This is a genomic window from Streptomyces pristinaespiralis (assembly GCF_001278075.1).
In the GTDB taxonomy this organism is placed as follows: domain Bacteria; phylum Actinomycetota; class Actinomycetes; order Streptomycetales; family Streptomycetaceae; genus Streptomyces; species Streptomyces pristinaespiralis.
This window is the reverse complement of record NZ_CP011340.1, coordinates 1,023,288-1,040,378: the sequence shown is the minus strand read 5'-3', so window position 1 is coordinate 1,040,378 and position 17,091 is coordinate 1,023,288. Positions and strand designations below refer to the sequence as shown.

Annotated in this window: 14 protein-coding genes; all 14 read right to left on the bottom strand. The window is 71.6% G+C overall.

Annotated features, from left to right (window positions below; genetic code table 11):
- Positions 1-63 precede the first annotated feature (63 nt).
- The 14 genes from SPRI_RS04265 to SPRI_RS04200 all read right to left on the bottom strand — a co-directional run bounded on the left by SPRI_RS04265 (position 64) and on the right by SPRI_RS04200 (position 16,725).
- Positions 64-1,191, bottom strand: a complete 1,128-nt coding sequence (locus tag SPRI_RS04265) for a pectinesterase family protein (protein WP_005308667.1) — start codon at positions 1,189-1,191, stop codon at positions 64-66.
- 19 nt (positions 1,192-1,210) lie between these two features.
- On the bottom strand, positions 1,211-2,518 hold the full coding sequence (locus SPRI_RS04260) for a pectate lyase family protein (protein ID WP_005308666.1): 1,308 nt from the start codon (positions 2,516-2,518) through the stop codon (positions 1,211-1,213).
- Positions 2,519-2,538: 20 nt separating this feature from the next.
- Positions 2,539-3,339, bottom strand: a complete 801-nt coding sequence (locus SPRI_RS04255; RefSeq protein ID WP_053556700.1) for a rhamnogalacturonan acetylesterase — start codon at positions 3,337-3,339, stop codon at positions 2,539-2,541.
- The gene (locus tag SPRI_RS04250) at positions 3,336-4,676 is read right to left on the bottom strand and encodes an ABC transporter substrate-binding protein (protein ID WP_005308664.1); all 1,341 of its coding nucleotides are present in this window, start codon (positions 4,674-4,676) and stop codon (positions 3,336-3,338) included. Before SPRI_RS04250 ends, SPRI_RS04255 begins: the two co-directional genes overlap by 4 nt.
- Positions 4,673-6,292 carry a glycoside hydrolase family 43 protein gene (locus SPRI_RS04245; protein ID WP_078951205.1) on the bottom strand — a complete coding sequence of 540 codons (1,620 nt, stop codon included), beginning with the start codon at positions 6,290-6,292 and terminating at the stop codon, positions 4,673-4,675. The genes SPRI_RS04250 and SPRI_RS04245 overlap by 4 nt, the downstream gene beginning before the upstream one ends.
- Positions 6,289-7,128, bottom strand: a complete 840-nt coding sequence (locus SPRI_RS04240; RefSeq protein ID WP_005308660.1) for a DUF6807 domain-containing protein — start codon at positions 7,126-7,128, stop codon at positions 6,289-6,291. Before SPRI_RS04240 ends, SPRI_RS04245 begins: the two co-directional genes overlap by 4 nt.
- Complete coding sequence (locus tag SPRI_RS04235; RefSeq protein ID WP_005308658.1) at positions 7,125-8,306, bottom strand: Gfo/Idh/MocA family protein; 1,182 nt, start codon at positions 8,304-8,306, stop codon at positions 7,125-7,127. Before SPRI_RS04235 ends, SPRI_RS04240 begins: the two co-directional genes overlap by 4 nt.
- Positions 8,303-9,202 carry a carbohydrate ABC transporter permease gene (locus SPRI_RS04230; RefSeq protein WP_005308656.1) on the bottom strand — a complete coding sequence of 300 codons (900 nt, stop codon included), beginning with the start codon at positions 9,200-9,202 and terminating at the stop codon, positions 8,303-8,305. The genes SPRI_RS04235 and SPRI_RS04230 overlap by 4 nt, the downstream gene beginning before the upstream one ends.
- Positions 9,199-10,149 (bottom strand): carbohydrate ABC transporter permease, encoded by a 951-nt coding sequence (locus tag SPRI_RS04225; RefSeq protein ID WP_037773132.1) that lies wholly within the window; start codon positions 10,147-10,149, stop codon positions 9,199-9,201. The genes SPRI_RS04230 and SPRI_RS04225 overlap by 4 nt, the downstream gene beginning before the upstream one ends.
- Before the next feature lie 119 nt (positions 10,150-10,268).
- Positions 10,269-11,993, bottom strand: coding sequence for an L-arabinonate dehydratase (araD, locus tag SPRI_RS04220; protein WP_037773130.1), 1,725 nt, complete (start codon positions 11,991-11,993; stop codon positions 10,269-10,271).
- Positions 11,990-12,904, bottom strand: a complete 915-nt coding sequence (locus tag SPRI_RS04215) for a dihydrodipicolinate synthase family protein (RefSeq protein ID WP_005308650.1) — start codon at positions 12,902-12,904, stop codon at positions 11,990-11,992. Before SPRI_RS04215 ends, araD begins: the two co-directional genes overlap by 4 nt.
- Positions 12,901-13,554 carry a GntR family transcriptional regulator gene (locus tag SPRI_RS04210; RefSeq protein ID WP_037773126.1) on the bottom strand — a complete coding sequence of 218 codons (654 nt, stop codon included), beginning with the start codon at positions 13,552-13,554 and terminating at the stop codon, positions 12,901-12,903. The genes SPRI_RS04215 and SPRI_RS04210 overlap by 4 nt, the downstream gene beginning before the upstream one ends.
- Positions 13,555-13,885: 331 nt before the next feature.
- Complete coding sequence (locus SPRI_RS04205) at positions 13,886-15,415, bottom strand: amino acid permease (RefSeq protein ID WP_005308642.1); 1,530 nt, start codon at positions 15,413-15,415, stop codon at positions 13,886-13,888.
- 284 nt (positions 15,416-15,699) lie between these two features.
- Complete coding sequence (locus SPRI_RS04200) at positions 15,700-16,725, bottom strand: hypothetical protein (protein ID WP_005308640.1); 1,026 nt, start codon at positions 16,723-16,725, stop codon at positions 15,700-15,702.
- Between the last annotated feature and the right edge of the window lie 366 nt (positions 16,726-17,091).

The window sequence follows — 17,091 nt, the reverse complement described above, 5'->3', positions numbered from 1 at the left end:
AGGTGAAGGGCCCCCGCCGGCCGCGGCCGGCGGGGGCCCCGCGTCGTGGCGGTGCCGGCGGTGTCAGCCGGCGTTCCGCCAGGGCGCCCAGTCGCCCAGATACACCTCCCGCGTCGCCGACCGGGCCTGGGCCGCGGTCAGTTGGGGCCGGTTCTCCGGCACGATGACCCGGGCCCCGGGGCCGCTGTTGCGGTACTCGGCGAACCGCTGCGCCTGCCACGGGTAGGCGTCCCGCATGTTCGTGTACGGCTGCACCGCGTCGATCCCCGGACCGATCACGCTGTCGCGGACCACCAGCGACGGCCACGCGGTCGGGTCCGAACTCGGCACCCAGGGCCGGGAGAGCTTGTACGCGCCGTCCTGAGCGGCGCTGCTGATCCGGCACCGCACGGCGAGGTAGCCGTACGGGTTGTCCCGCGCGGTCGACGGGGCGAACACCATGCCCTTGGGGGTGAAGTCGACGTCCCTGGCGAGGGTGTGGAAGCGGCAGTGCTCGAACACGGCACGCCCGCGGCCGAAGACGAAGTCGACGTCCCCCTCCGCGTAGCAGTGCGAGAAGAACTGCCGGGCCACGGTCGACACGGAGGGCGAGTCGGCGTACAGGGTGTCCTGGTGGCCCAGGAAACGGCAGTGGTGGAACGCCGACCGGTCGCCGCTCACCTTGACCGCGACGGCCTGGGTGCCGCTGATCTCCGGATGGTCCGCCCGCAGCCAGTCGTTGGCGAAGGTGATCCGGCGGGCGGTGAACCCGGCGGCACGGACCGTGGTGGTGGCGGAACCGCTGGTGCCGTACGTGCCTGAGCCGTCCGGCTTCAGGGTGCCGGCCGCGTTGTCGTACACGATGACGGTGTCACGGGGGTCCCGGCCCGCGCCGATCAGCGTGAGACCCGCGAGGTCCTCACCGACTGTCACCACCTCGCGGTAGACGCCGGGAGCGACGACGATCGTGAAGCCGGTGCCGCCCGCCGCCGACACCGCGCCCTGGACGGTGGTGTGGTCGCCGAGTCCGCCCGGGTGGACGTACAGCGTCCGGCTGCCGTGCCGGGCCCCGGGCGAACCGAACGGTCCGAAAGGGGCGCGGTCCGTGACGGCTCTGGCCGGGCTGGACACCGCGAGCGCGAGGGCCGCTCCGGCGCCCGCGGCGAGCAGCGCACGGCGGCCGACCGCCGCGCCGGGGGAGTGCGTGGCCATGATGAGGCTCCTTCTCGTCTCAGCGCAGCCGGCCCGCGCCCGCCCGGTGGCCGACCAGCAGGGGGACGGCCCGCGGGTGGTCGACCCGGGTGCGCAGCGTGGGCGTCCAGCCGGCGCCCGACCGCAGGGTCTCCTCCGGCACCTCCGCGTTGTGGACGGCCACCAGGTCGACCTCCCGGCCGTTGACGTGGTTCCGCTCGGCGGTGACGGGAGCGTCCTTCCACTTCTTGAGGATCCGGCCCGCGCCCACACCCGCCGGGAGCGTGAACGAGTTCGCCTCGGCGACGAGCCGGGACTCCGCGCCGATGCCGAAGCTGTAGGCGTAGGCGTCCTTGTCGACGATGTAGTGGTTGTTGTACGTGTCGACCTGGCCGAAGCGGACCCGGGGCGCGCGCTCGACGACGGCCCGGAACAGGTTGTGGTGCAGCGTGACCCGCAGCTTGCCGCGGTCCGTGTCGCCGGCGCTGTCGCTGTTGCCGATCATCAAGGTCTTGTCGTGGTCGGCGAACACGTTCCAGGACGCCGTCACCAGGTCGGCGCCCCTGACGATGTCGAGCTCGCCGTCGTGCTGCTGGTACAGCTCGCCGTAGTAGGACGGCAGCGAACTGTCGGGGTGGCGCCCGTCGGTGAACGTGTTGTGGTCGATCCACACATGGGTGGCCCCGTACACCACGAGACTGTCGTACTCGGAGTTCCACGCGCCGGTCGCGCCGTCCGTCGGGTCCCACTGGGGGAAGCAGTCCAGCGGGCTCTCCAGCGTGAGGTTGCGGACGATGACGTTGTCGACGCCCTTGATCTGGAGACTGGCGCCGACGATGCCCGCGTCCCGGCCGACGCCGACGATGGTGGTGTTCGCGGGCACGTACGCCTTGATCGCCTGTGCCTGGTTGTCCGCCGACGCGGCGCGCAGGTCCTCCTGGGCGCCGCTGACCGGGGTGTCGTAGCCCCATACCGCGGGGTCGTAGTCGGCGAGATAGGTGTCGAAGTCGTAGCCCGCCGCCTCGAACGCGGCGCAGCCGGCCGCGGTGGCGTCGAGGGTGCCCTTCACCTTGATGATCCGGGGCGCGTCGCCGTCGCCGGCGAGCGCGGCCCGGAACTCCTCCCAGGTGGTGACGGTGTGCACCTGTGCGGGGCGGGCCGCGGCCCCGCCGGTGGTGCCGGTGCCGAGCGAGGCCCAGCCGTCGCGGGCGGGCAGCGTCTGGCGGGCGAGGTCCCGGTGGGGAGTGGCGTTCGCCGCCGCGGTGGCGGTCAGGACCAGTGCGGTGCATCCCAGGGCCGTCGCGATGATGCGTCCCTGACATCTCAGTGTGTGCGTGGTGCGGTGCATGGTGCGGCTCTCTTCCCGGTTCAGTCGGCGGCGGGCCAGGTGATCCACGACTCGGGGATCTCGTCCTCGAGCCTGCGGACGTCGCGCGGCGCCATCACGCCGGCGCTCAGCAGTTCCTGTGCGGTCATCCGCGCCACGGCGATCGCGCCCGGCGGATTGAAGTGCGTGTTGTCCTGCTCCTCCGGCGTCCAGTTGAAATACGCCTTGGTGCCCTCCGGGCCCAGCTCCTGCCAGCGGGCGATCGACAGGGCCTGCACGTCGAGCAGCGCGGTGCCCTCCTCGGCGGCCAGCGCGCGCATCGCGGCCGGATAGTCACCGTGCGTCGGGACCGCGGTCCCCTGCGCGTCGAACCTGCGCCGCTCGACGGACGTCGCGAGCACCGGCCGGGCGCCGCGCTCCCGCGCCCCCTCGATGTACCGGCGCAGGTACGCCTGGTACGTCGACCAGGGCTCGGTGTGACGGGCGGGGTCGGCGCTCTTCGCGTCGTTGTGACCGAACTGGACGAGCAGCAGGTCACCGGGCACGATCCGGGCCAGCAGGGCGTCCAGGCGTCCCTCGTCGACGAAGCTCTTCGAACTCCGGCCGTTGACGGCGTGGTTGGCGACCCGCAGCCGCTTGTCCAGGAAGAAGGGGAGGGCCGTGCCCCACCCGGTCTCGGGCGCGGCGTCCGCGTACTTCTGCGCGGCCGTGGAGTCCCCGGCGATGAAGAGCGTACGGCTCCGGCCGCCGGCGGACGGCCCGGCCAGGGCGGCGGGGGCCGCCGCGGCGGCGAGCGGAAGGCTCGCCGCCGCCGCGACCACCTGACGACGGGTCGGCCTCACCCGTTCTGCTGCTTCCACTCGGCCTGGGCCTCGTTGAGCTGCTCCGCCAGGGAGTCGAGGAAGTCCTTCGCCGACATCTTGCCGAGCAGCACCTTCTGGAAGGCCGGCTCGTTCTCGGCCTTGGAGATGGTGTTCCAGTCGGGCAGGTAGTAGGGCAGCTGCACGATCTTCGTCGAGCCGCCGAACAGCGCCTCGGCCGCGAGCCTGGTGGGCTCCGCCTTCTGCACCCAGGCGTCCTGGGCGGCCTCGGTGTTGGCGGGGATCGCGCCGGCCGACTCGTTCCACCGGCTGTTGGACTCGTGGGACGCGGCGAACTCGATGAACTTCCAGGCGGCCGTCTTGTTCTTGCTCGACTTGAACAGGCCGAGACCGTCGACCGGGTTGGAGACCTGCACCCGTGTGCCGTCCTCGGCGGTCGGCAGCGGGATGCCGCGGAACTTCTCCGTGCCGAGCGCCTTCACATGGTCCTTGTAGGAGCCCAGATTGTGGTTCAGCATGCCGATCTCGCCGCTGTCCCACTGGGCGACCATCTTGGTGAAGTCGTTGTTCACGTCCGCGGCGGGGGTGTTCTTCTTGAACAGCGCCGCGTACTTCTCCAGCGCCGCCACGTTCTCAGGGGCGTTGACCGTGGTCCTGTCGCCCTTCCAGAAGGTGTCGATGCCGCTCTGGCCGTACATCGCGTCCAGCGCCTGCGCGATGGACCCGGCGCCGCCCCGGATGGTGTAGCCGAAGCGGTTCTTGTCCTTCGCCGTGAGCTTGTCGGCCGCCGTGAAGAACTTCGCCCAGGTCGTGGGCGGCTCGAGGCCGGCCTCCTCGAAGAGGTCGGTGCGGTAGTACAGCACGCCGTTGCTGGCTGACGTCGGCACCGTGAACATACGGTCCTGGCCGCCCGCGGCCTTCACGTTCTGCATCATGCCGGCGTTCAGCTTGCCGTTGAGGGAACTCGCGGCGATGCGCTCGTCGAGCGGCTCCAGCGCACCCTGCGCGGCGATACCCGCCAGCATCGCCGCCCCGACGCCGCCGACGTCGGGCAGCCCGCCGCCCTGGATGGCGGTGTCGTACTTCGACTGGACCTCCGTCGAGGCGACCCCGACGTAGTTGACGTCGATGTCCGGGTGCTTCTTCTCGAAGTCCGCGATGATCTCCTTCCACACGTCGGTGCGGACACCGCCGTTGTTGTCCCAGAAGGTGATCTCGCCCTTGCCGGACCCCTCGCCGCCCTTGTCCCCGGCGCCGCCGCTGCCGTCGTCGCCGCAGGCGGTGGCGGTCATCAGGAGCGCCGTGGTGAGGGCGAGGAGGGAGGCGGCTCTGCCACGTCCCCGGTGGAAGATCGTCATGGTCGGCTCTTTTCTGCTCGTACGGGTGTGCGGGTTCGTGCGGATGTCCGTGTGCGTGCGGGTGTGCGTGGAGAGGTGATGCGGAACCGTGTGAACATCGCGGCGCCGGCGTGACCCGCCGCCGCTGTCCGCTCCGCGACGGGCGCGGCGGCGAACAGGCCGAGGAGGGCGCCGGTCCAGCGCCAGGGGGTGGCGGTGAAGACCGGGCCGGACGGCACGAAACCGTCCTGGCCCGCTCCGGGCACGGCGGCCGAGAAGCGGCACCTGGCGCCGGCCCCGGTCTCGATCCGCAGCAGCGCCCGGCCCCCCGGCGCCGGCCGGGGGAGTGCCGCGTCCCGTTCGCGCTCCGCGGCCGCCTCCGCGAAGCGGTGCACCAGCCGGACCGTGCCGTCGTCGGCCCGCTCCAGGCCGATCCAGGCGTACGCGTCACCGAGCACCGCGAGGCCCGCCCGCGCGCCCGGTTCGTCGTCGTCGAGGCACAGTTCGACCTCGACGACCGCGTCGGCCGCGGGCAGCCGCTGGGTGAGGACGTTCGGCAGCCTGCGCAGGTCGTGGGTGTCGTCGCCGCGCACGCACATCAGCCGCAGGCCGTCGCCCGAGTGCAGCGGGGCCCAGCCCTCGCCGGGGTTCGCCGCCCACTGCCACTGGCGGCCGAAGCGCCCCCCGGGGAAGCCGTCGTCCGTCGCGGGGGCGGACCTCGGCTGCTCCGGCAGGTCGGGCTTGGGGTGCAGGAGGACGGGTGAGCCCCCGTCACCCAGCACGGGCCATCCGTCGTCGTCCCACTGCATCGGCTGGAGGTGGACCACACGTCCGTAGGCGCCGCGGTCCTGGAAGTGCAGGAACCAGTCCTCGCCGTACCGGGTGCGCACCCAGCCGCCCTGATGCGGCCCGTTGACGGGCGTGTCGCCCTGTTCGAGGACCACTCGCTCCTCGTACGGGCCGAAGAAGTCCCGGGAGCGCAGCGCGCCCTGCCATCCCGTCCTGACACCGCCGGCCGGGGCCAGGATCCAGAACCAGCCGTCGTGCCGGTACAGCTTGGGGCCTTCGAGGGTGAACCAGCCGGGGATGCCGTCCGCGTCGACGACCGTCTTCCCCTCGTCGAGCAGGGCGCTGCCGTCGGGACGCATCCGGTGGCCGGTGAGCCGGTTGTTGATCCCCGAACGGGACCGGGCCCAGGCATGGACGAGGAACGCCTCGCCGGTCTCCTCGTCCCACAGCGGACAGGGGTCGATCAGACCCTTGCCCTCCTTCACCAGATGCGGTCGGCTCCAGCCACGGCGTACATCGGTCGAGTTGACCTGCCAGATGCCGTGGTCCGGGTCGCCCCAGAAGATCCAGAAACGGTCGTCGTGGTGACGGATCGAAGGCGCCCACACCCCGCCGTCCTGCCGGGGCAGCGCGAAGGCGGCCGCGGGCTCCAGCCGCTCCAGCGCGTGCCCGATCAGCGTCCAGTTGACGAGGTCGCGGGAATGCAGCAGCGGCAGCCCGGGGGCCCGGCCGAAGCTGGACGCGGTGAGGTAGAAGTCGTCGCCGACCCGGACCACGTCGGGGTCGGACCAGTCGGCGGCGAGCACGGGATTGCGGTACGTCCCGTCGCCGAGGTCCCCGGTCCTCATGCCGTCACCGCCTTGTGGACCAGCGCCGCGGCGCCGTCCCGGTCCAGGCGCCCGTCGGCGACGACGGTGACGACGCGGCGCACCATCGTCTCGTCCGGCGCCAGCGGCAGCCGCCGGACAGGGGCGAGGGACGAACCGACGCCCGGGTACTCCGCGGTCCGCACGAACCAGGGATCCTCGCGGGTCCGTGCGGTCGCCCCGGCGAAGACCAGCGTCCAGTCCTGCCCGGCGACGGCCAGCCAGTCGGCCCGCGCGCCGTGCACCGCGGCCTCGCCCTCCGCGTCCGCGGTGAAGGCGGCCGGAGCAGCCGGCTCCTTCGGCGCCCGCCAGAAGAAGCCGCCGTAACCGGCGCCGTCGCGCCCGTTGGTGGCGGGGCTTCCCACGGACAGCGCCGCACCGCTCACATTGGTCAGGGAAAAGGTGAGGTCCAGCGCCCAGGCGGTGTCGGTGAGCGGCGTGACCGCCACCGTGCGGTGCTCGCGCATCAGCCGCCGCCCGCCGGCCAGCCAGCTCAGCTCCTCCACGAAGCCGTCCGGGTCGCGGAGCTTGAACCCGTCGTGGCGCTGCTGCCCGTGGTTGTCGAGCTCGGTGGGGCCCCGCCCCCGTACATAGGTCCGTCCGCCCCAGAAGTTGTGGCCCTCCACATCCGGCACGGCCACCCCCGCGCCCAGGTGATGCGGATGGTCCGGCGGCGCCAGCTCGGTCACCGGGACGCCGCCCAGCGTGGTGACGGGATGGAGACAGGGACGGGGGGAGGAGCGCCGGTCCAGGTCGGCGGGGAGCGAGTAGCGGCCGACCGGCCGGCCCGAGCAGTACAGCTGCGTCGTGGAGCTCATGGCGTGGTGACCTCCGTCGGTAGGGCCCAGGGCGCGCCGAGTTCGGAGTACAGGCGGAGCGACTCGGCGCCGGCTGCGACCAGCGCGTCGACGCCCGGGACCACCCGGCGCGGGGCGTTCCCCTCGTCGGCGTGCCGCCATGCCGACGGCGGCAGCCGGACCGGATCGGGGGCGGTGCGTACCGCCTCGACGACCCGCATGAACGCGCCGCAGACATCGGTCGGCACCAGCAGCGCGTCGCCCCGCGTCAGATGCCGGACGAGGTTCTCCAGCAGATCGGTCCGGCCGTGCACCGTTTCGTGCGGGCCGTGGCCGGACCGCTGGACCAGCACGCGGTCCTGCTTGTACCAGAACGTGATGCGCCCGCTGCTGCCGTGCACCACCACGTACGGTTCGGAGGCCACCTCGGCGCAGAGCGTGGCCGCCACGGTGACACGGCCCCCACGGGACGTCGTCACCCGGACGCAGGACGTGTCGTCGGACTCGATGTCGTTGGCGCGGAACAACTCCGTCTCCACGCCCGCCACTTCCTCCGCCCGTGTGCTGCCGTCCAGCGCCAGGGCCGTCGACACCGCGTGGGCGAGCGGATTGGTCAGCGCCCCGTCGACGACGTCGACACCGTCGAGACGGCGTCGGCCGGCCCACGGGGAGCGCCGGAAGTACGCCTCGCCGCGTACCCATGCCCCGGCCGCCCCGACGCCGCGCACCTCGCCGATCGCCCCGTCCTCGATGAGCGCGCGGACGGCCGGCAGCGCGTGCGAGCCCAGCGACTGGAACCCGACCTGGCAGACGGCGCCGGCCCGGGCGACCCCGTCGGCCATCCGCCTGAATTCCTCGTACGAGGGGGCGGGCGGCTTCTCGAGCAGCAGGTGCGCGCCGTGCCGGGCGGCGGTCAGGGCCAGGTCGGTGTGCGTCTGGATCGGTGTGCAGACGACGACGATCCGGGCGCCGGTCGAGTCGAGGAGCGCGTCGAGGTCCTGCCCCTGCCGCGGCGTGAGGGGCGCCGCGGGCCCGTCGAAGCCGGCGAGCTCGTCGGGCGACAGCGGGCGCAGCTCGCAGACGCCGGCCAGCCGCACCAGGCCCTCCTTCTGGAGGCGGGCGATGTTGGCCAGGTGCTGCCGGCCGTGGCCCCGGGCGCCCGCGAGCACGACGGGCAGCGGCTTCTTCGTGGTGCTCATCCCTTCACCGCCCCGGCGCTGAAGCCCGTGATCAGCCACTTCTGGATGAACGCGAACACGATGACGACGGGAACGGCGGCGATCACACCGCCCGCGGCCAGGGCGCCCAGGTCGACGCTGTCCGCGCCCATCAAGGTGTTGAGGCCGACCGGGATGGTCTGCTTGTCCTGGTTGTTGAGGAACATCAGCGCGAACAGGAAGTGGTTCCAGGCGTGGACGAACGCGAAGGAGCCGACGGCGACGAGCCCGGGCCGCAGCAGCGGAAGCACCACGATCCTGAAGGCGCTGAAGCGGTTGCAGCCGTCCACCCACGCCGCCTCCTCCAGGGAGTACGGCACGTTCCTGATGAAGCCGCTGATGAGGATCATCGACAGCGGCAGCTGGAACACGGTCTCCGCGATGATGACGCTGACCAGCGAGTTGATCATCTGCAGGCCGGCGAAGATCTCGAAGAGCGGTACCAGCAGCAGCGCGCCCGGCACGAACTGGGAGCACAGCAGGGCCAGCATGAAGCCCTTCTTGAGACGGAAGTCGAAACGGGCCAGGGCGTAACCGCCGGCCAGCGCGACCACCGTGGTCATCACCAGGACGGCGATACCGGTGATGAGGCTGTTCTGGAAGAAGGTCGCGAAGCTGCGCTCCGTCCACACCTTCTCGAAGTGCTCGCCCGTCATCGGCCACGGCACCAGTGAGGTGGAGCCGGTAGGGCGGACCGCGAACAGCAGGATCCAGTAGAACGGGATGAGGGTGAAGAGCAGGTAGACGCCGAGCGGCAGATAGATCTGCCACCGCGGTACCTCGTCCCAGGCGCGCCGGCGCTTGGCCGGGACCGGCCGGGCGGGGGGTGGGACCACGGGCGCGGGCGCCGTGCCGCGAGTGGCCTGTGTGGTGATCACTTGTCCTGGCCTCCGAACTTGCTCAGGCGCAGATAGACCATCGAGAAGAAGAGCAGGATCACGAACGCCACCGTCGTCAGCGCGGAGGCGTAGCCGAAGTCATGGGCGTCGACACTGGTGTTGGCGATGTAGAGCGGCAGCGTGGTGGTCTCGCCGGCCGGTCCGCCTCCGGTGAGCGTGTAGAGCAGGTCGACGTTGTTGAACTCCCAGACCGCCCGCAGCAGCGTGGAGAGGATGATCGCGTCCTTCAGGTGCGGCAGCGTGATGTGCAGGAACTGCCGTACCCGGTTGGCGCCGTCCACCTCGGCCGCCTCGTACAGGTCCTTCGGCACGGACTGGAGGTCGGCGAGGATGAGGATGGCGAAGAAGGGGACTCCTCGCCACAGGTCGGCGACCACGGCGGCGGGGAAGACGGTGGCGGTGTCGGACAGCCACGAGGTGCCGTACTCGCCGATGCCCATGTCCGCGAGGTAACGGGTGATGCCGGTCTGCGAGTTGTAGAGCAGCACCCAGATCGCGGAGGTCAGCACCCCGGAGACCGCCCAGGGCGAGAAGACCAGCGCGCGTCCGAGGGCGCGGCCGAAGAAGGTCTGGTTGACGATGAGGGCGAGCGCCAGACCGAACAGCAGCTGGAGACTCACCTCGACGACGACCCACTTGAGGCTGAACGTCAGGGTGCCCCAGAAGTGCGGGTCGTCCGTGAAGATCGTCGTGAAGTTCGACAGACCGGCGAAACCGTTCCGCCAGGGCTTCGTCGGGTTGTACTCCTGAAGGCTGTAATAGAAGACGCTGAGCACCGGATAGGCGATGAAGCCCAGCATCAGCAGCCCGGCGGGGGCTATCAGCAGATACGGCAGCCGGCGGGGCGCCGCTCCCGTGCGGCGGCCGCGGGCTCCGGGCCGCCGGGCCGGTGGCCCTGGCGATTTCTGCGCCACAGCTTGGGCCATGACTGCATCTCCGATCTGGGGTAAGCGCTTTCTCACGCGCCATGCGGATGTCGGGCGAAGGAGAAAGGGTCTGGGCGAAGACAAGAAGAACGGGGCGGGCGAAGAGGGGCGGCGCGGGCTCAGCCCGCGTACGGATCCGGCACTTCGCCCGGCCTGGCCAGGAAGGCGAAGTCGCATCCCGTGTCGGCCTGGGTGACCTGCTCGCTGTACAGAGCTCCGTAGCCGCGCTCGTAGCGCGCCGGGGGCGGTGTCCACTCCGACCGCCGGCGCTCCAGCTCGGCGTCGGTGACCTCCAGACGGAGGGAACGCGCCTCGACGTCCAGGGTGATCAGGTCCCCGGTGCGGACCAGGGCCAGCGGTCCTCCGACGTAGGACTCGGGCGCGATGTGCAGGACGCACGTCCCGTAACTGGTGCCGCTCATCCGGGCGTCGGAGATCCGGACCATGTCCCGCACACCCTGCTTCAGCAGATGGTCCGGGATCGGCAGCATCCCGTACTCCGGCATGCCGGGACCGCCCTTGGGACCGGCGTTCTGGAGGACCAGCACATGGCCGGCGGTGATGCCGAGCGAGGGATCGTTGATCGTGCGCTGCATCGTCCGGTAGTCCGGGAACACCACGGCCGGCCCGGTGTGCTTCAGCAGACTCGGATCGGCGGCGATGTGCTTGATGACCGCCCCGTCGGGGCAGAGGTTCCCCCGCAGCACCGCGACGCCACCCTCCTGTGCGACGGGGTTGTCACGTGTGCGGATCACATCGTCGTTGTGCACCTGGACGCCGTCGAGCTGCTGGCGCAGGGTGGCGTGGGCGACCGTGGGCCGGTCCAGGTGGAGCAGGTCACGGATGCGGGACAGGAAACCGGGCAGCCCGCCCGCGAAGTGGAAGTCCTCCATCAGGTAAGGCCCGCCGCCCGGACGGACGTTGGCCAGCACCGGCACCGTACGGGCGATCCGGTCGAAGTCCTCCAGGCGCAGTGTCACCCCGGCGCGCCCGGCCATGGCGATCAGATGGATGACGGCGTTGGTGGAGCCGCCGAGGCCGAGGACCGTCGTCACCGCGTCCTCGAACGCCTCCCGCGTCAGGATCCGCGACAGCCTCAGGTCCTGGCGCACCAGCTCCACGATCCGCATCCCGGACGCCGCGGCCATCCGGTCGTGCCCGGAGTCGACCGCGGGGACGGACGAGGCGCCGGGCACCGTCACCCCGAGCGCCTCCGCCGCGGCCATCAGGGTGGCGGCGGTCCCCATCGTCATACAGGTGCCGGGGGAGCGGGCGAGACCGCTCTCCAGCTCGCTCATCTCACAGTCGCCGATGAGCCCCGCCCGCTTGTCGTCCCAGTACTTCCACATGTCCGTGCCGGAACCGAGCACTTCGTTGCGCCAGTGGCCCGGCAGCATCGGCCCGGCGGGCACGAACACCGTCGGCAGGTCCGCGCTCGCGGCACCCATCAGCAACGCCGGCGTGGACTTGTCGCAGCCGCCCATCAGCACCGCGCCGTCCACCGGGTAGGAGCGCAGCAGCTCCTCCGTCTCCATCGCCAGCATGTTGCGGTAGAGCATGGGCGTCGGCTTCTGGAACGTCTCCGACAAGGTGGAGACCGGGAACTCCAGCGGGAACCCGCCCGCCTGCCACACCCCGCGCTTGACGGCCTGGGCGCGCTCCCGCAGATGCACATGGCACGGGTTGATGTCCGACCAGGTGTTGAGGACCGCGATCACGGGCTTGCCGAGATGCTCCTCCGGCAGATACCCGAGCTGGCGGGTACGGGCCCGGTGGGAGAACGAGCGCAGCCCGTCGGTCCCGTACCACTGGTGGCTGCGCAACTGCTCCGGCCGCAGGCTCATATGCCCCACCCGGCCACGAGCGCGGCGACCTCGGCACGCCGCTTCTGCGGGAGCGGACTGCTGGGCGGCCGCACGTCACGGCGGCACAGGCCGAGCGCGGCGAGGGCCTCCTTGACGACCGTGACATTGTCCGCCGACCGGTGGGCGGCACGCAGGTCCTCGAGCGGCCGGATCCGCTCCCACACCTTCATCGCCGCCGCGTGATCCCCGGCGCGCAGCGCGGCGAGCATCTCCAGCGAGATCGAGGGCGAGATGTTGACCAGCCCGGAGGTGAAGCCGGTGGCGCCGGCGGAGAAGTAGGCGGGCGCGTACAGCTCCGCGAGCCCGGCGACCCACACGAACCGCTCGAGGCCGGCGTCGCGTGCGAACGCCGCGAACTGCGCGGCGTCCGGCACCGCGTACTTCACCCCGACGACATTGGGGCACAGCTCCCCGAGCCGGGCCATCCGCTCGCCGCGCAGATGCGGACTGCGCACATAGGGGACCACGCCGAGCTCGGGCACGGCCTCGGCGATGGCGCGGTGGTAGTCGAGCCAGCCGTCCTGCGACACATAGGGGTGCACCGGCTGATGGACCATCACCATCTGTGCGCCCGCGTCCCGCGCGTGCCGCGCGGAGGCCACCGCGGTCGGCACGTCCAGCCCGACGCCGACGAGGACGGCGGCCCGGCCGGCGGACTCCTCGAGGGTCAGCTCCGTGACCGCGCGCCGCTCGTCGGGGTCGAGCGCGTAGTACTCGCCGGTGTTGCCGTTGGGAGTGAGGGTGCGCACCCCGCCGTCGAGCAGGCGGCGCAGCAGCGCCCGGTGTGCGGCGGTGTCGATCGCGTCGTCGGCGGTGAAGGGTGTGACCGGGATGGCCACCACGTCGGCGAGTGTCTCGCGCAGGGAGCCGAAGCCGGGATCGGTGCTCATGCCTGGTCCTCCTCGGTCTGCTCGGGGAACGCCCGCTGTACGAAGGAGTCGATGTGTTCGTGCAGCGCGCGGGCCGCGGCGTCGGCGTCCCCCGCGAGGGCGAGCTCGAGGATCGTGCGGTGCTCGTCGGCCTCCCGCTGCCAGGACGGGTCGGCGGCCCACGCCACGGTGGAGACCAGGGCCGCCTGGTCGCGGACGTCGTCGAGCATCCTGGCCAGCAGCGGATTGCCGCAGGGCAGGTACAGGGCCCGGTGGAACTCCCGGTTGGCCAGCGACCGTTCGGCCTGGTCGGCCGCCTCGTCGGCCCTGACGAGTGCCGTGCGCGCGTCCTCGAGCGAGGCGTTGCGGGTGATGGAGCGCCGCAGCGCCTCCGGCTCCAGCAGCAGCCGCACGTCGTACACCTCGCGCGCCATGTCGGCGTCGACCATGCGGACGGTGGCGCCCTTGTACTGGCTCATCACCACGAGCCCGGTGCCGGCGAGGGTCTTGAGGGCCTCTCGCACCGGGGTCTTCGACACACCGAATTGCGCGGCCAGTTCGGTCTCGACCAGGGACTGGCCCGGGCTGAGGCCGCCGGTGAGGATGCCGTGCTTGATCGCCTCCAGCACGTACTGGGTGCGGGAGGGGATCGGGGTGGGAGCGAAGGTCATCAGCACTCTCAGATCTCGCGTATCGCGTCTCATATATGACGTACGAAGTGCAACGCGCCGAACGTAGAGCCGAGTCGGCGTGCCGTCAATGCTTCGGACACGATTGGTCTTGCGTCGACGCGAGCCCGGCGGCCTGCGCTGACCGCCGGCGGCACCGACCGGCCGTTCCGGGTAAGGCCGTCGGCCATGGCTCTGCGCGCGGCACGGGCGAGGTCACCGTCCCGCTGCGGTGACCGCCCGAACGACCCCCACCTCTCACCCGGTCACCGCCCCCGGACAGCAGGAGGGCCCGGCCGTCACGGCCGGGCCCTCGTGCGGGACATGGGGAGCGTCAGACGATGTTCTCCGCGATCTCCGCCTGCTCGCGGGCGGTTCCGTACGCGGCCGGCGTGCCGTACGAGTGGCGGGCGACGAACCACCACACCGTGGCCAGGATCAGCACCGCCGCCAGCGCGATGGAGGCGTAGTTCATGGAGTCGACGGTCACCGGGTTCGACTGCGGCAGGCAGAACAGCACGGTCACGCACGCCACCCACACCACGGCGGTCCAGCCGATCGGCCTGCTCCAGCGGCCCAGCGACCACGGACCCGGCTGGAAGCGGTTCCCGGCGCGCAGCCGCAGATAGATGGGGATGGCGTACGCGGGCGTGATGCCGATGACGTTGATCGCGGTGACCGCTCCGTACGCCGTCGCGGAGTACAGCGACGGGACGGCCAGCAGACACGCGAAGGTGACCGACAGCCACACCGCCGGGACGGGCGTCTGCGTCCGGCTGCTCACCTTGCGCCACAGGGCGGAACCGGGCAGGGCGTTGTCCCGGCTGAAGGCGAACACCATCCGGCTGGCCGCGGCCACTTCCGCGTTGCCGCAGAAGAGCTGGGCGACGATCACCACGAGCAGCAGCGCCGTGGCGGCACCCGTGCCGAGGGCGTCGATGAAGATCTGCGCCGGCGGCACGCCGGTCGCGGTGTCCTGGGTGCCCGCGTAGTCCTGGATCGCGAACGTCAGGCCCGCCAGCAGCGCGAACCCGGCGATCCAGGAGACCCAGATGGAGCGCACGATGCCCTTGGCGGCGGCGACGGAGGCGTTGGAGGTCTCCTCTGAGAGGTGGGCGGAGGCGTCGTACCCGCTGAAGGTGTACTGGGCGAGCAGCAGACCGATGGCGGCCACGTAGAGGGGGTTGTCCCAGCCGGTGCCGTTGACGAACTCGCCGAAGACGAACTCGGGGGACTGGTGGTCGGACGGCACGATCGCGAGCGCGCCCACGATCAGGGCCACGCCGCCGAGGTGCCACCACACGCTGACCGAGTTGAGCAGGCTGACGAGCCGTACGCCGAAGAGGTTGAGGGTGGCGTGCAGCAGCAGGATGCAGATGAAGATGATCATCGTGGAGCCGGGGGTGGGTTCGATGCCCCACTGGAGGTTCAGAAAGGCGCCGGTGAACAGGGCGCAGCCGTAGTCGATGCCGGCGATGGCGCCCAGCAGACCGAGGAGGTTGAGCCAGCCCGTGTACCAGCCCCACTTGCGGCCGCCGAGCCGGTCGGCCATGTAGTACAGCGCGCCCGAGGTCGGGTAGGCGCTGGTGACCTCCGCCAGGGCCATGCCGACGCAGAGGACGAAGAGACCGACGCCCAGCCAGCCCCACATCATCACCGCGGGACCGCCGGTGCCCAGCCCGAATCCGTACAGCGTCATACAGCCGGACAGGATCGAGATCACGGAGAAGCTGATGGCGAAGTTGCCGAAGCCGCCCATCCGGCGGGCCAGGACGGGCTGATAGCCGAGCTCCCTCAGCCGTTCCTCCTCGTCCTTGGGAGGGGTCCGGCCGGAATCCGACCACTTCGGCGGGGATATGGACATCGAGGTACCTCCGGGGAAAGGCGACGCACTGAGCGGACAGGGCACACGTCGGGCGGACAGGTAACAGGTCGGGCGGGCAGGGCAGGGATTCGGGCGGGCAGGGGACGGAATCGAGCGGGCAGGGCAGAGATTCGGGCGGGCAGGGGACGGAGAGCGGGCAGGGACAGGTCCGAGCGGTCAGGGCAGAAGGAGTGCTGCGCCCGGCGGCGAAGCAGCGCGACGGGGGAGTACGCGCCAGGGGGAGTACGGCGTGGGGACGTGGCCCGGTCGGGCGTGGGACGGAGTCAGCCGTACGGGCCCGCAGCCGGGCCGGGCCCGGGGCCGGCATCACGCGCCGCCGCGAGGCAGCGGGCCCGTGCGCGCAGGAACACCTCCTCCGCGAGGGCCGGGTCACCGGGATCGGGCGTCCGGTACGCCCACGGAAGCGTCGTGTAGAACGGGCCGAGCGCCTCGAACACCCGGGCTGCGTCCGCGAATTGGAGCGCCCCCCACAGTGCGTGGGCCAGGTGGCTGAGATCGAGCAGCGTGCGCGTCGTCGTGTGCGCGACGTCGAACCAGTCGTGCAGGGCCAGACGGCCGTCGCGGGCGGCGTCGTCCGTCACCCAGTGCAGGTCCAGCGCCTTCTCCTGGCCGTTCTCCCGGCGGTAGCGCTCCACCCGCACATACAGCGGCAGCACCTTGAGCGGCGATCCCAGGGGCGCGGACGAGGACGCCCACTGGACGAAGTTGACCGCCTCGGAGAGATGGGCGCCGGTCCGCCGGGCGTACACGAACTGCAGCATCCGGTGGTACGCCTCGCGGTTGTGCGGATCGCGCTTGTCCGCCTGGGCCAGCAGACCCCACGGGCCGGGGAAGAGCATCGGCCCCGGCGGCGCCATCCGGTGCTCGTCGAGCCGCTGCCCCTCGTCGAGCCGGGCGAGCGCGAGCAGACACACCCACGGCACCGGGTCCTCCGGCGACCGGTGCGCCGCCGCCCGGCACGCCTCCCAGGCCTCGTGCCACAGATCCTGGGTGTGCCGGTGCGCGTCGCGGTGCGCCCGTAACGCGCGTTCGACCGCGACCCGGCAGTGCATCACCGTCGCGGCCGCGCTGTCGGGTTCCTCCGCGCGCCATGTCTGCACCGTGTCCGAGCCGGCGGCGACCGCCGCCAGGACCTGGGTGCGCTGGGTCCACAGGGCCCAGTCGGCCGTCGCCTCGAGAAGATTCCGCATCGATAACCAGCGGCCCGTGCGTAAGTCCTGCAGGGCGCTGCGCAGTTCCGTGTCCTCGCCGGCGGGGTGGTAGACCGGGCGGAAGGTGTCAGGGGCCATCAGGACGCCGCCCCTACCGGGCACGCCCGGGAGCTGCCGCCCGACACGGCCACCGCCCCGTTGAATCCGTTGCCGCGCCGACCGGTCCGCCGGCCCGTCGCGCGGTCCGCTCCGTGTTCCGTCGCAGGGTGGAGCCAGGGAGGAGAACTGGTCGTCATCGGGCCTCTTGTGGCAGTGGGGGCTGAGGCGAGCGTCGACGGCGGTGGTCGGCCGGGCATCGACGGTGTTCGGGCACGTACGGGGAACCGCTCCGTCCACCGCATCGCTTCCGTGTTGCGGGCCGATCTTACTCAAGCCGGGCCGTGCGGCAACCAGTTGACCGAGCCGACGCCCGATGGGGCGTCCTCCACCGCCCCTTGACGGCGG

Bases quoted from the DNA above. Each gene is read 5' to 3' on its own strand.
- SPRI_RS04265 (WP_005308667.1), bottom strand. From the start codon at position 1,191: ATGGCCACGCACTCCCCCGGCGCGGCGGTCGGCCGCCGTGCGCTGCTC.
- SPRI_RS04260 (WP_005308666.1), bottom strand. From the start codon at position 2,518: ATGCACCGCACCACGCACACACTGAGATGTCAGGGACGCATCATCGCG.
- SPRI_RS04250 (WP_005308664.1), bottom strand. From the start codon at position 4,676: ATGACGATCTTCCACCGGGGACGTGGCAGAGCCGCCTCCCTCCTCGCC.
- SPRI_RS04245 (WP_078951205.1), bottom strand. From the start codon at position 6,292: ATGAGGACCGGGGACCTCGGCGACGGGACGTACCGCAATCCCGTGCTC.
- SPRI_RS04240 (WP_005308660.1), bottom strand. From the start codon at position 7,128: ATGAGCTCCACGACGCAGCTGTACTGCTCGGGCCGGCCGGTCGGCCGC.
- SPRI_RS04235 (WP_005308658.1), bottom strand. From the start codon at position 8,306: ATGAGCACCACGAAGAAGCCGCTGCCCGTCGTGCTCGCGGGCGCCCGG.
- SPRI_RS04225 (WP_037773132.1), bottom strand. From the start codon at position 10,149: ATGGCCCAAGCTGTGGCGCAGAAATCGCCAGGGCCACCGGCCCGGCGG.
- araD (WP_037773130.1), bottom strand. From the start codon at position 11,993: ATGAGCCTGCGGCCGGAGCAGTTGCGCAGCCACCAGTGGTACGGGACC.
- SPRI_RS04215 (WP_005308650.1), bottom strand. From the start codon at position 12,904: ATGAGCACCGATCCCGGCTTCGGCTCCCTGCGCGAGACACTCGCCGAC.
- SPRI_RS04210 (WP_037773126.1), bottom strand. From the start codon at position 13,554: ATGACCTTCGCTCCCACCCCGATCCCCTCCCGCACCCAGTACGTGCTG.
- SPRI_RS04205 (WP_005308642.1), bottom strand. From the start codon at position 15,415: ATGTCCATATCCCCGCCGAAGTGGTCGGATTCCGGCCGGACCCCTCCC.
- SPRI_RS04200 (WP_005308640.1), bottom strand. From the start codon at position 16,725: ATGGCCCCTGACACCTTCCGCCCGGTCTACCACCCCGCCGGCGAGGAC.